The following is a 13,504-nucleotide window of genomic DNA, read 5'->3' as shown; positions in this document are numbered from 1 at the left end:
TAACACAAATCGGACAAGGAAGACAAGCGTCGTTCGGCGCTAGATACAAAAAAAGTCGGTCCACTCACCGAGACGTGAGAGAGACCGACTTGTTCATGACTAACACTCATGTTGTTCGAAATGCCTTTTTGGCGATATCCGTCCGGTAAAAGAAGCCCGTCCGATCAAACGAATCCAGACCTTGATAGATCGTCGAAACTGCTTCCTCCATCGTCGGAGCCTTCGTGACGCAGACGAGAACACGTCCTCCTGCTGACAACACCGTCTCGTCTTCACCGGCGACAGTTCCTGCATGAAAGACGGTTATACTTGAGCCAATCGTATCCGTTCGAACGAGATGTCCCGTTTCCGGATGTTCCGGATAACCGTTCGCGGCGATGACGACACCGACGACCGACTCCGACGACCAGACGACTTCCGGCACATCTCCTTGCATCAATGGAATGATGACATCTAATAGTTGTGTTTCCAGGCGTGGCAAAATCACTTCCGTTTCCGGATCCCCAAAACGCGCATTGAATTCAATGACAGAAGGTCCACGATCGGTCAACATCAGCCCGGCGTATAAAAAGCCGGTGAACGGAATGCCTTCACTTGCCATCTGTTCGACAAGTGGGCGGAGGACACGCTGCATCGCTTCTTCCGTCACCGCTTGTTCGTCAAACTGCGGCAGTGGACTATAAGCACCCATCCCCCCCGTGTTCGGACCTTGATCACCATCAAAAACCCGCTTATGGTCTTGCGACAAGACCATCGGAATGACGGTTTCTTCATGAACAAATGCCATCAACGAACATTCTTCTCCAACTAAACATTCTTCGATCACGACACTGCTCTGCTCTCCAAAATCCCCGGCGAAAATTTCTTCGACCGCTCGGATTGCTTCTGTCGTCGTCGTGGCGACGGTGACACCTTTTCCTGCCGCTAGACCATCGGCCTTGATGACGATTGGCGCCCCTTGCGTCCGAATGTAGGCATTCGCTTCGACAGCTGACGTAAAAACAGCATGGTCTGCCGTCGGAATGCCGGCCCGATCCATCAACGCTTTCGCAAACTGTTTACTGCCTTCAATCGCCGCTGCTTCCCGCGACGGTCCAAAGATATTCAGTCCAGCGGCTTGAAACGCGTTGACGATTCCAAGGACGAGTGGGCCTTCAGGTCCGACGATCGTCCAATCAATCTGCTCATCGCGGGCGAACTGAACCAACTCACCGATTGCGTCTTCGCGAATCGGGACACAAATCGCTTCTGTCATCCCGACGTTTCCAGGTGCAGCATAAATCGTATCGATGCGAACATCTTGTGCCAGTTTCCACACGAGCGCATGCTCGCGTCCACCTTTACCGACTACTAATACTTTCATTCGGATCGCCTCCGCTTAGTGTTTGAAATGACGCACGTTCGTAAAGATCATCGTGATGCCGTGTTTGTTACAGGCATCAATTGATTCCTGGTCGCGAATCGAGCCGCCCGGTTGAATAATCGCTGTGATGCCAGCTGCGGCTGCCGCTTCGACCGTATCCCCCATCGGGAAGAACGCGTCTGACCCCATCGCGGCACCGATTGCTTTGTCGCCTGCTTGCGTGATGGCGATATTCGCCGAACCTACTCGATTCATTTGTCCCGCACCGACGCCGACCGTCACTTCGTCTTTCGCGATCACGATGGCATTCGATTTGACATGTTTCACGGCACGCCAAGCGAGTTTTAAATCTTCCCATTCTGCTGCGGTCGGTTTCCGCTCCGTCACGACGCGTGCTGACGCATCGTCCAGTGTCTCGTCATCACTATCTTGGACGAGCATACCACCGGCAACTGCCGTATAACGGATAGCTTGGACCCGTTTGACATCCAGTTCGAGTAAACGAAGGTTTTTCTTCGCTGCAAGTAATGTAAATGCCTCTTCCGTAAAGGACGGTGCGATGATGATTTCAAGGAAAATCCCGCTTAACTGTTCAGCTGTCGCGAGATCGACTTCGCGGTTTAAGGCAACGATTCCACCAAAGATCGAGACCGGATCCGCCGCATGCGCCCGGCGGAAGGCTTCGTCGATTGTCGGACCAACGGCGACGCCACACGGATTCATATGTTTGACGACGACGGCTGCCGCTTCGCGGAACTCATCCAAAATCTCAAGTGCTGCATTGGCATCCTGGATATTGTTGTAGGACAATTCTTTACCGTGGAGTTGCTTGGCTGAAGCAAGGGATGCCCCGCGGTAAATCGGTGTTTTGTAAAAGGCTGCTTCTTGGTGTGGATTTTCTCCGTACCGCAAATCCTGGACCTTCTCGAGCGTGATCGTCAATTGATCCGGGAATTTTTCACCCGTCTGTGTCAAGAAGTAGTCGGCAATCAAGGCATCGTAAGCTGCCGTATGCCGGAATGCTTTTGCCGCTAGTTTTTGACGCGTTTCAAACGTCGTCCCACCAAGATGAATCTCGTTGATGACGGCTGCGTAATCTGCCGGATCGACGACGACCGTCACTGCGGCATGATTTTTTGCGGCAGAACGAATCATGCTCGGTCCGCCGATATCGATGTTTTCGATTGCATCGGCGTACGAGACGTCCTCATTCATGACCGTTTCTTTGAACGGATACAGATTGACGACAACAAAATCAATCGGCTTAATCTGTTGCTCTGCCATCTGTTCCCGGTGGCTTTCGAGATCGCGGCGCCCGAGTAGTCCACCATGGACCATCGGATGAAGGGTCTTGACCCGCCCGTCCAGCATCTCTGGAAACTGGGTGACCTCGCTGATACCAATGACCGGAAGTCCTGCCGCTTCAAGAACTTGATGTGTTCCACCTGTTGAAACAAGTTCAATTCCTGCCTGATGCATGGCTTGCCCGAGTTCTACGATTCCTGTTTTGTCTGATACACTGATTAACGCTCTCATACGTTTGCCTCCTCTTTGATCCACTCTTCGATGACTTGCGGATACAGTCTATGCTCTACTTGCTGAATCGCCTGCTGGAGCGTCTCGCGTGTCATATTCTCTGTAATCCGGACCGCTTCTTGTGCCATGATCGGTCCTGTGTCCATGCCTTCATCGACTATATGAATTGTAACACCTGTGATTTTGACTCCGCCACGAAATGCTTGGCCGATTGCATCTTTTCCGGGAAAAGCAGGGAGCAGCGACGGATGGATGTTGACGATTCGCCCTGCATAATGCGACAGCAGGACATCACCAATCAGACGCATGTATCCTGCGAGGATGATCCGTTCGATGTGCCGTTTCTCTAACTCTGCGACGATTTCCCGTTCGAACGACGGTTTGTCGGGATACTCTTTTGCGGTGAAGACAAATACATCGCAACCCCAATTGCGGGCCCGTTCAATCACTTTTGCTTGTTTTTGATCACAGACGACGAGTTCAATCGTTGCCTGCAGACGCCCTGTTTCAATCGCTTCGAATAAGGCTTCGACATTACTGCCACTTCCCGAGGCAAAACAGGCAATCTTCATTGATCGACTCCGTTAATCCGAACACCTTCTTCACGCGTCACCGTCCCGATCGTATAAACCGTCTCGTTGGCACGGGCAAGACGTGCCGTGACCGCTCCGACATCTTCCGGTTTGACGATCAGCATGTAGCCGATACCCATGTTGAAGACGTTGTACATATCGTGACGCGGCACGTTTCCGGCTTGTTCGAGCCAATCGAAGACGGGGAGGTTCGGCCATTTTTGTGGGTCAAACGTCGCACCACATCCTTCAGGAAGGACACGCGGAACGTTTTCGTAAAAACCGCCGCCGGTAATATGGACCATCGCCTGAATTTTTTCCGTCTCAAGGGCCGCTTTGACCGCTTCGACATAAATCCGGGTTGGCATCAATAATGTATTGCCAATCGTACTGCCGAACATCATCAACTCATCTTCATAACGAAGACCACTTTCTTTGACGATTTTTCGGACGAGTGAAAAACCATTCGAATGGACACCGGACGAGGCGAGACCTAAAATGACGTCGCCTGGTTGAACGTGTTCTCCTGTGATCAATTTTTGTTTTTCGACGGCGCCGACCGCAAATCCTGCGATGTCGTATTCACCGTCTGCATACATACCCGGCATTTCTGCCGTTTCCCCGCCAATCAATGTACAGCCGGACTGGACACAGCCTTCGGCGACACCGGCGACGATTCGTTCAATCTTTGTCGGGATCGCTTTCCCAAGGGCGATGTAATCGAGGAAATACAGTGGTTCTGCGCCTTGGACGATGATGTCGTTGACACACATTGCGACACAATCAATCCCAATCGTATCGTGCTGGTCGAGGGCGAAAGCGAGCTTCAGCTTCGTACCGACGCCATCCGTACCGCTGACGAGAACCGGTTCTTTCAGATTCAATTGGCTGAGGTCGAACATTGCACCGAAACTGCCGAGTCCCGTCATGACTTCTTTGCGCATCGAGCGGGCCACATGTTTTTTCATTCGAGAAACGGATTCGTATCCTGCTGTCAGGCTGACACCTGCTGCTTCGTATTGTTTACTCATGCTTTGTTCCCCCATCTGTTCAAAGTTTAGCTTCTAGTTCTAGCGCACCGATTGGCGTTGGATATTCACCTGTGAAACAAGCCGTACACTGCCCTTTTAACGGACCTTCGAACGGACGGTCGATCGCATGGACCATCCCGGTCACAGACAGAAACTCAAGTGAATCAGCACCGATCTCCCGGCAAATTTCACCGGGTGTCAAACGGGCGGAAATCAATTCGTCTTTTGAAGAAGTATCGATGCCGTAATAACACGGATTCGTGATCGGCGGTGCCGTGATGCGGACGTGGACTTCCGTTGCGCCGGCTTCCCGTAACAAGCCGACAATACGGCGGCTTGTCGTACCGCGGACGATTGAGTCGTCCACCATGATGACCCGTTTTCCGTTGACGACACCACGCAGGGCCGACAACTTCATTTTGACGCCACGTTCGCGTAATTCTTGCGACGGTTGGATGAACGTCCGTCCGACGTAACGGTTTTTGATCAGTCCCATTTCATACGGAATCCCACTCGCTTCCGCATAACCGATGGCAGCGGAAATACTCGAATCCGGGACTCCGGTGACGACGTCTGCCTCGACCGGTGCTTCTTCGAACATCTTTTTGCCAAGTGCTTTTCGTGCCGTATGGACATTGACCCCATCAATCATCGAATCAGGGCGGGAAAAGTAGATGTATTCCATCGAACACATCGCCCGCTCATGTGGTTCCATATACTGGCGTGATGACATGCCGGACGTCGTGATGGTCACGAGCTCCCCTGGCTCGATATCCCGAATGAATTCGGCACCGACGATGTCAAAGGCACAGGTTTCTGACGAAAAGACGATTCCGCCGTCCGGTGTTTTCCCGAGCGACAACGGACGCAGACCGTGTGGATCGACGGCGACGTACAACGTATCTTCCGTTAAAAACAGGAAGGCGAATGCGCCGACGAGCCGGGCCAGACTATCGGCAATCCGGTCTTCAAGCGTTGGTAACTTACTGCGTTTGACGAGGTGGGCGACGACTTCCGTATCACTCGTCGTTTGGAAGATAGCGCCTTCTGCTTCGAGTAAATGTTTTAACGAATCCGCGTTGACAAGATTTCCGTTATGCGCAAGCGCCAAGTCGCCGGTCCGTGATTTAAAATGGAGCGGTTGTGTATTTTCAAGCGTATTGCCCCCGGCCGTCGAATACCGGACGTGTCCGATCGCATGGTGTCCTGATAAGGAATCCAGTGTTTCTTGTGAGAAAACTTCCGTCACGAGTCCTTGCCCCCGGTGTGGCAGGAGTAGGTTGCCGTCACTTGCGACGATGCCCGCTCCTTCCTGCCCTCGGTGTTGTAAGCTGTGAAGACCGTAATACGCGAGTTGTGCCGCTTCCGGTTGTCCGAAAATCCCGAATACCCCACACTCTTCGTTTAATCCTTTGATGTCATATAACACGCGATCGCCCCTTCCCAGTCGGCTTGCAGTGTCGAACGTGTCGCTTCGATGAGTGTATCGTTAGTCTTGATTTGCAAAGCATCTTGATCCGTGACCGTTCCTAATCTGTGAGCACCTGTCTGCTTGACGAAGGCCGCTTCATGCTCCGGCTTCACCGTCACGACGAAACGTGATTGCGATTCACTGAACAGATGAAGGGCTGGACCGTCAAATGTCACTTCAAGACCAAGTGTCGTTCCGAATGTCATCTCGGCTAATGCAACAGCGAGACCGCCTTCTGCCACGTCATGGATTGCCGTGACAAGTCCCGCTTGAACGGATGCTTGTAATGCCAGAAGTCGTTTTTGTTCGAGCGCTAAATCAATTTGCGGTGCTTTACCAAAGGACTTCTCAAACTGCATGTATTGGAGCTCACTTCCACCAAACTCAGGTAACGTCTCACCAAGAATGTATACCGCGTCGCCTGCTTGCTTGACGTGTTGTGTCGTAATCCACTCCGTCTGTTCATGAAGACCAACCATCCCGACGACTGGCGTCGGATGAACGGCCTTTCCAGCTGATTCGTTATAGAGCGAGACGTTTCCGCCAATGACCGGTGTCTCAAGCACGCGGCACGCTTCTGCCATTCCTGCCGTCGCTTGTTGCAGTTGCCAGAAGCCTTCCGGTTTATCCGGGTTTCCGAAGTTTAGGCAGTCGGTGATCGCGAGTGGTGTTGCACCGCTGGCAACGATGTTGCGGGCCGCTTCGGCGACAGCAATCTGTCCACCGACGAATGGATCGAGGTAAACAAAACGGCTGTTGCAGTCTGTCGTCATCGCGAGTGCTTTGTTCGTTCCGCGAACCCGGATGACGGCTGCATCAGAACCTGGTGCGACGACCGTTGATGTTTGGACCATATGATCGTATTGGTCGTAGACCCAACGTTTTGAAGCAATCGTCGGTTGTTTGAGCAAGGAACGCCATGTTTCGACCACATCCTCAACGACCGGTAACGTTTCCTCCATCGTTTGGAACTCTTCATAATATGCCGGGACACGGGATGGTTTGTTATAGACCGGTGCTTCTTCTGCGAGCGCATCAACCGGTACTTCCGCCACGATTTGACCGTGGTGGACCAAACGAAGCACTTTCTCGTCGATGACTTCTCCGACATGCACCGCATGGAGTCCCCATTTGCTGACGATTGCTTCGATCTCTGCTTCGCGTCCGCGTTCAACGACTAACAACATCCGTTCTTGTGATTCCGATAACATCATTTCGTAAGCGGTCATCCCGGTTTCCCGTTGCGGGACATCGTCCAGATGCATCTCGATCCCCATACCGGCTTTCGAAGCCATCTCGGCTGACGACGAGGTCAGTCCGGCGGCTCCCATATCCTGCATGCCGACAAGCGCCGGATGACCGACGATTTCAAGACACGCTTCGATCAAGAGTTTCTCCATGAACGGATCCCCGACCTGAACGGCCGGACGTTTCGCTTCCGTATCTTCCCCGAGATCCTCTGAGGCAAAGGTTGCCCCGTGAATGCCGTCGCGTCCGGTTGCGGCTCCGACGTACATGACGGAGTTTCCCGCGCCTTTTGCGAGACCCTTTTGAATGTCTTCATGGTTGATCAAGCCGATACACATCGCATTGACGAGCGGGTTGCCCTCATACGAATGATCAAAGCCGACTTCTCCTCCGATCGTCGGAATCCCGACACAGTTCCCGTATCCGGCAATTCCAGCGACCACTTGTTCAAACAGTTGATTGACACGTGGTGTACCGAGGTGACCGAACCGAAGCGAGTTCATCAAGGCGACCGGACGGGCTCCCATCGAAAAGATATCGCGAATGATGCCACCGACACCGGTCGCTGCCCCTTGGTACGGTTCGACGGCTGACGGATGGTTGTGACTCTCGATTTTAAAGACGACGGCTTGATTATCCCCGATGTCGACGACACCGGCTCCTTCACCCGGACCTTGCAGGACGCGTGGACCTGTCGTCGGAAACTGACGTAAGACCGGCTTCGACGTCTTGTACGAACAGTGCTCCGACCACATGACGGAAAACAATCCGATTTCTGTGTAGTTCGGTTGGCGTCCGAGTAAGTTGACGACCATCTCATATTCCGCGTCGCTCAGTCCCATCGTTGCGTAGATCCGTTGTTCCTGAATTTGCTCCATCGTTGGTTCAGACTGTTGTTTTAACATGATGTGCCCCCTGTTTGACGAGTGAAGTGAATAACTTAAGTCCATCAGTTCCGCCGGTCAGCAGCTCAACTGCCCGTTCCGGGTGTGGCATCATGCCGAGAACGTTCCCGGCTTTATTCGTGATGCCGGCGATATCGCCGCGTGATCCGTTCGGGTTATCGGTATACGTAAAGGCAATTTGTCGGTTCGTCTGTAACATCGCATACGTCGCATCGTCACAGTAATAGTTGCCTTCTCCGTGTGCGATTGGAATCGTAATCGTTTCTTGCGCTGCATAGTCGGATGTAAAACGAGTCTCATTGTTTTCGACCTTCAGTTCAACCGTCCGGCACATGAACTTCAGTCCCGTATTGCGGTGCAAGACACCCGGGAGAAGCCCCGCTTCAACAAGAATTTGGAATCCGTTGCAGACGCCGAGGACCGTTTTGCCTTCTGCCGCAAAGCGTTTCACTTCCTCCATGATCGGTGAGAACTGAGCGATCGCTCCACACCGGAGATAGTCGCCGTAGGAAAAGCCGCCTGGTAACAAGACGCCGTCGTATCCTTCAAGGGACGTTTCTGTATGGAAGACGTAGTCCGCTTCTTCGCCGAGTGCGTCTTTGACAGCATGATACATATCTAAATCACAGTTCGATCCGGGAAAGACGATGACTGCGAACTTCATGCCGGTGTCACCTCTTCAATCTCAAACTGATAATCTTCCATCACGGTATTGACGAGCAGTTTCTGACACATCTCATGGATCATCGTGTCCGTTGTTTCGTCCGCGACGAGCAGTTCGATCCGCTTGCCGATTCGAACTTCTTCGACACCTGCAAAACCAAGCTGGACGAGACCGCCTTTGACCGCGACACCTTGTGGATCTAAAATACTTTCCCGTAATGCGACCGCTACTGTAACCTTTTTCATTGTCCGTTTCCCCCTAGGCGATTGAATAGTGTTTGGTATGTGTCGATCAGTGATCCGATATTACGGCGGAAGACGTCTTTATCAAGGTGTTCGCCCGTTTCCTTATCCCATAACCGGCACGTGTCCGGTGAGATTTCGTCCGCCAGCAGAACTTCGCCGGCCGGTGTTTTACCGTATTCCAGTTTAAAATCAACGAGTGTGATGCCCTTGTTATCAAAGTAGGGACGTAAGACGTCATTGACACGATGTGCTTCCTGTTCGAGCAAGGAAAGTTCCTCCGTAGTCGCAATCTTCAGTAAATTGATGTGTGCCGGTGTGACAAGCGGATCACCTAGGCTGTCATCCTTATAATAAAACTCGACAATCGGCGTCTCGAGGACCGTTCCTTCTTCGATGCCAAGCCGTTTACTGAGACTGCCGGCGACGACGTTTCGAACGACGACCTCCAGTGGAATGATAGTGACACGACGTACGAGCTGTTCGCGCTCCGATGTTCGTTCAATGAAGTGGGTCGGAATTCCCGCCGCTGCGAGAACCTCAAAAAAGTGGCTCGTCAAACGGTTGTTGAGTTCTCCCTTACCGGCAAACTCTGCCTTCTTCTCTCCATTAAATGCCGTAGCTTCGTCTTTGTAAACGATGCGGAGCACATCCTGATCCTGCGTCGTGTATAACCGTTTCGCCTTGCCTTCATAAAGTGGTTGCATCGATTTCGTCCCCCATGATCCTAAGATGTAGACGGGAGTCAGACTCCCGTCCCAGGTTGATTAGTTCAAGCCACACCGTTCAAAGATTTCATCGACCCGGCTCGTATGATACGTTGGATCAAAACAAGCATCGAGTTCTTCTTCTGTAAAGAGTTGTTGAATGTCCGCTTCCTGCCATAAGACATCACGGAACATGATTTGTTCTTCCCATGCCTGCATCGCCCGTGGTTGAACGAAGTCGTAGGCCGCTTCACGTGACCAGCCTTTTTCGATCAAAGCGAGTAAGACGTGACCGGAGAAGATGACACCAAACGTCCGGTCCATGTTGCGTTTCATGTTTTCCGGGAACACCGTCAGATTTTTGATGATGTTGCCGAAGCGGTTCAACATGTAGTTGAGTAATCCCGTCGCATCCGGCAAAATGATCCGTTCCGCAGACGAGTGGGAGATATCCCGTTCATGCCACAGCGAGACGTTTTCGTACGCTGTCACCATATGGCCGCGGATGACACGGGCAAGACCCGTCATGTTCTCCGAACCGATTGGATTCCGTTTATGCGGCATCGCCGACGATCCCTTTTGACCTTTAGCGAAGAATTCTTCGACTTCACGGGTCTCCGTTTTTTGAAGACCACGGATTTCCGTCGCCATCTTTTCAATCGATGTCGCAATCAAAGCGATCGTCGACATGTAGTGGGCATGACGATCGCGTTGCAGGGTTTGCGTCGAGACCGGTGCCGGTTTCGTACCAAGCTTCTCACAGACATATTTTTCGATGAACGGATCGATATTCGCAAACGTTCCGACCGCCCCCGACATCTTGCCGTATTCGACCGTTTCACGTGCTGCCTCGAACCGGACCTTATTGCGTTTCATTTCTTCGTACCAAAGAGCCAGCTTCAGACCAAACGTCGTCGGTTCAGCGTGTACGCCGTGTGTACGTCCCATCATGACCGTATATTTATGTTCATTTGCTTTGACCTTTAAAATCTCAATGAAACGATCGAGATCCGCCGCTAAGATGTCATTCGCTTGTTTCAAGAGATACGATAACGCCGTATCAACGACGTCGGTTGACGTCAGACCGTAATGAACCCATTTGCGTTCTTCACCAAGTGTCTCCGATACAGCACGTGTAAAGGCGATGACGTCGTGGCGTGTCTCTTGTTCGATCTCATTGATTCGATTGACATCAAACGAAGCATTTTCCCAAAGCAACTGGACGTCTTCTTTTGGGATCACTCCCAGTTCACTCCAGGCTTCACATGCTAAAATCTCAACTTTCAACCAGGCTTCGAATTTGTTCTGTTCTGTCCAGATCGCTTTCATTTCAGGACGTGTATAGCGTTCGATCATCTAACCGTCTCCTTCCATATCTGCAGGCGCGCAACTTCGGCTAACGCTTCTTCGACCGAATCAGCCAAGATGTTTAGATGCCCCATCTTCCGCCCCGGTTTCGCGTCCTGTTTTCCGTATAAATGGACTTTCGTCCGCGAGGATAACATCGGTAATGCCTCGTCTAATGCTGTGATATGTTGACCTAGGATGTTCGCCATGACGACCGGTGTCGTCAAGCGGGTATCGCCAAGCGGCAGTCCGCAGATGGCCCGAATGTGCTGTTCGAACTGTGACGTCTCGCACGCATCAATCGAATAATGACCCGAGTTGTGCGGGCGCGGCGCCAGTTCGTTGACGATCAGTTCGGAACCGACGACGAACAGTTCGATTGCCAGTGTGCCAATCAAATCGACATCGTTTGCGAGACGTTTCGCCAGGTCAATCGCTTGTTGTTCCAAGTCTTTTGAGATGCGTGCCGGTACGATCGACAGATGCAGGATGTTGTCTTGATGGATATTTTCACTAACTGGGAACACTTTTGTGTCCCGCTCACTTCGCGCGACAATGACGGAGATTTCTTGATCAAACGGCAACCATTTTTCTGCAACATACTCGGTTGCCTCAAAGGTCTTCATCGCTGTTTGTAAATCCAGCTCTGTCCGAATGACGGTCTGTCCTTTCCCATCGTAACCAAAGCGTGCTGTTTTTAAGACGAAGGGAAGACCTAGCTGCCGTTTCGCTTCCATAAGATCATCGGTCGTCTGGATTGCCAGATAAGGTGCCACCTGGTAACCAAGCTGTTCAATCAGTTCTTTCTCCCGAATCCGGTGTTGGGTCCGAAACAAAAGTTCTGTCCCGTGAATCAGTTTATTGCCGATTGCTTCCGCTACTTCGTGTGAGATATTCTCAAACTCATAGGTCACGACATCTGATTCGGCGGCAAGTCGTTTCGCTGCCTCGACGTCCGTAAACGGTGCTTGAATCTGTTGATCCGCTACTTGCGCACACGGTGCGTTTTCAGTTGGATCAAGCGTGATGAGCGAATAGCCCATTTGCCGTGCAGATAAAGCCATCATCCGACCTAGTTGTCCTCCACCTAAGATACCAATCCGTTTCATGTCAGATGCACCTCGGAAGCGATGACATCTCCTTCTAGTTCGACCCGCATATGGTCTAAAGCTCGGGCAATCCGTTCGTCGACCGTTCCAAGAATCTGAGCCGCAAGTAAACCCGCATTTTTTGCTCCAGCGTCACCGATCGCAACCGTCGCGACTGGAACACCACCGGGCATTTGGACGATTGAGAGTAAGGAATCGATGCCTTGAAGTGCTTTGCTTTGAATTGGGACACCGATTACCGGTAATGTCGTCTTTGCAGCAACCATTCCCGGAAGATGGGCTGCTCCGCCTGCACCGGCAATGATGACTTTTAATCCTCGTTCCCGAGCAGATTCCGCATAACGAAACATTAAGTCAGGTGTCCGGTGTGCCGACACAACTTTCTTTTCGTACGCAATATCCAACTGATCCAGTACATCACACGTTTTCTGCATGGTCACCCAATCCGATTGACTGCCCATGATGACTCCGATTTCCACCTTACTCATCTTCGTCTCCTCCTTTTTGCATAAAAAAAGCCCAAACCACGTCTAAAAGGGTGGCTTAGGGTATAAAAAGGTACGCCAAAGAATCATCGACGAACATCCATATACCCCATAGTCCAACGATTTAGGGTCGTCGGGTAGAAACTTGCAAGCCATATCCCTGCTATTATACGAGGTGTTATATTCAATCTTCCTATCACGCCTTCATCTTAACAAGACTGAACTCGATTCGTCAACCAAAGGCGAACAATTTAATTGTCTGAAAATTCATCGTTCGGTTTTATAGCAGAAATATTCCTTTTAATTTGTGTCCCATTCGGAATTTTAAAGGTCTGTCCTCTTTGAAAAAGTCAGATCACACAAAAAAGACCACTGTTTCATTAAAGAAACGATGGTCTTTTAGAAAAATTCATATTTTATCGGATTCGATTTTCGGCTTACAATCAAAAACAATTTGCTGGCGAATCGGATACGGTTCACCGTTAGCATCGAGTCCAAAAATCGGTTCTTCCCGCCGGACGGTCGGACGATAACCCATGGCATCAATCCGATCGAGACAGGCACTGATCGTTTCATTTTCTTCGACCATGACGCGCATTTTTTGTTTTTTTGCCATGAGTATCACGTTCCTTCCTTATTATATATATGAAAAAACCAAAAAAAGTCCATAAAAAAGCGGCGGCCCTTGAGCGTATGCTCCAGAACCACCGTTTGCCTGGCAACGTCCTATCCTCGCAGGGGGAAGCCCCCAACTACTTTCGGCGTTCAAGTGCTTAACTTCCGTGTTCGGCATGGGAACGGGTGTGACCACTTGGCTATCGTCA

General features: G+C 51.3%; 13 protein-coding genes, 1 rRNA gene and 1 riboswitch. All 14 genes read right to left on the bottom strand.

Going from position 1 to position 13,504, the window contains the following annotated elements:
• Positions 1 to 106 precede the first annotated feature (106 nt).
• Complete coding sequence (purD, locus tag KNQ13_RS06735; RefSeq protein WP_209548213.1) at positions 107 to 1,363, bottom strand: phosphoribosylamine--glycine ligase; 1,257 nt, start codon at positions 1,361 to 1,363, stop codon at positions 107 to 109.
• Positions 1,364 to 1,378: 15 nt separating this feature from the next.
• Positions 1,379 to 2,899 (bottom strand): bifunctional phosphoribosylaminoimidazolecarboxamide formyltransferase/IMP cyclohydrolase, encoded by a 1,521-nt coding sequence (purH, locus tag KNQ13_RS06730; protein ID WP_026830841.1) that lies wholly within the window; start codon positions 2,897 to 2,899, stop codon positions 1,379 to 1,381.
• Positions 2,896 to 3,471, bottom strand: coding sequence for a phosphoribosylglycinamide formyltransferase (purN, locus tag KNQ13_RS06725; protein ID WP_026830840.1), 576 nt, complete (start codon positions 3,469 to 3,471; stop codon positions 2,896 to 2,898). Before purN ends, purH begins: the two co-directional genes overlap by 4 nt.
• A complete protein-coding gene (gene purM / locus KNQ13_RS06720; protein WP_026830839.1) occupies positions 3,468 to 4,502 on the bottom strand; it encodes a phosphoribosylformylglycinamidine cyclo-ligase in 1,035 nt (344 codons plus the stop codon). Before purM ends, purN begins: the two co-directional genes overlap by 4 nt.
• 19 nt (positions 4,503 to 4,521) lie before the next feature.
• Positions 4,522 to 5,931 carry an amidophosphoribosyltransferase gene (gene purF, locus KNQ13_RS06715; RefSeq protein ID WP_026831248.1) on the bottom strand — a complete coding sequence of 470 codons (1,410 nt, stop codon included), beginning with the start codon at positions 5,929 to 5,931 and terminating at the stop codon, positions 4,522 to 4,524.
• Positions 5,907 to 8,126, bottom strand: a complete 2,220-nt coding sequence (gene purL / locus KNQ13_RS06710; protein WP_026830838.1) for a phosphoribosylformylglycinamidine synthase subunit PurL — start codon at positions 8,124 to 8,126, stop codon at positions 5,907 to 5,909. Before purL ends, purF begins: the two co-directional genes overlap by 25 nt.
• Positions 8,107 to 8,790, bottom strand: coding sequence for a phosphoribosylformylglycinamidine synthase subunit PurQ (gene purQ / locus KNQ13_RS06705; RefSeq protein WP_026829307.1), 684 nt, complete (start codon positions 8,788 to 8,790; stop codon positions 8,107 to 8,109). The genes purL and purQ overlap by 20 nt, the downstream gene beginning before the upstream one ends.
• Entirely contained in the window at positions 8,787 to 9,035 is a 249-nt protein-coding gene (gene purS / locus KNQ13_RS06700) for a phosphoribosylformylglycinamidine synthase subunit PurS (RefSeq protein WP_026830837.1), read from the bottom strand. The genes purQ and purS overlap by 4 nt, the downstream gene beginning before the upstream one ends.
• Entirely contained in the window at positions 9,032 to 9,739 is a 708-nt protein-coding gene (gene purC / locus KNQ13_RS06695; protein ID WP_026830836.1) for a phosphoribosylaminoimidazolesuccinocarboxamide synthase, read from the bottom strand. Before purC ends, purS begins: the two co-directional genes overlap by 4 nt.
• A gap of 60 nt (positions 9,740 to 9,799) precedes the next feature.
• Positions 9,800 to 11,095, bottom strand: a complete 1,296-nt coding sequence (gene purB, locus KNQ13_RS06690) for an adenylosuccinate lyase (protein WP_026830835.1) — start codon at positions 11,093 to 11,095, stop codon at positions 9,800 to 9,802.
• A complete protein-coding gene (gene purK / locus KNQ13_RS06685; RefSeq protein ID WP_026830834.1) occupies positions 11,092 to 12,195 on the bottom strand; it encodes a 5-(carboxyamino)imidazole ribonucleotide synthase in 1,104 nt (367 codons plus the stop codon). The genes purB and purK overlap by 4 nt, the downstream gene beginning before the upstream one ends.
• Entirely contained in the window at positions 12,192 to 12,683 is a 492-nt protein-coding gene (gene purE, locus KNQ13_RS06680; RefSeq protein WP_026829312.1) for a 5-(carboxyamino)imidazole ribonucleotide mutase, read from the bottom strand. Before purE ends, purK begins: the two co-directional genes overlap by 4 nt.
• A gap of 89 nt (positions 12,684 to 12,772) precedes the next feature.
• Positions 12,773 to 12,874: riboswitch (purine riboswitch) on the bottom strand.
• 215 nt (positions 12,875 to 13,089) lie between these two features.
• Complete coding sequence (locus tag KNQ13_RS06675) at positions 13,090 to 13,296, bottom strand: NETI motif-containing protein (protein WP_026830833.1); 207 nt, start codon at positions 13,294 to 13,296, stop codon at positions 13,090 to 13,092.
• A gap of 97 nt (positions 13,297 to 13,393) precedes the next feature.
• A 5S ribosomal RNA gene (rrf, locus tag KNQ13_RS06670) occupies positions 13,394 to 13,504 on the bottom strand; the annotation flags it as partial.

It is taken from the genome of Exiguobacterium sp. s128 (assembly GCF_018618815.1).
In the GTDB taxonomy this organism is placed as follows: Bacteria; Bacillota; Bacilli; order Exiguobacteriales; family Exiguobacteriaceae; genus Exiguobacterium_A; species Exiguobacterium_A antarcticum.
This window is presented reverse-complemented; position numbering and strand designations above follow the sequence as displayed.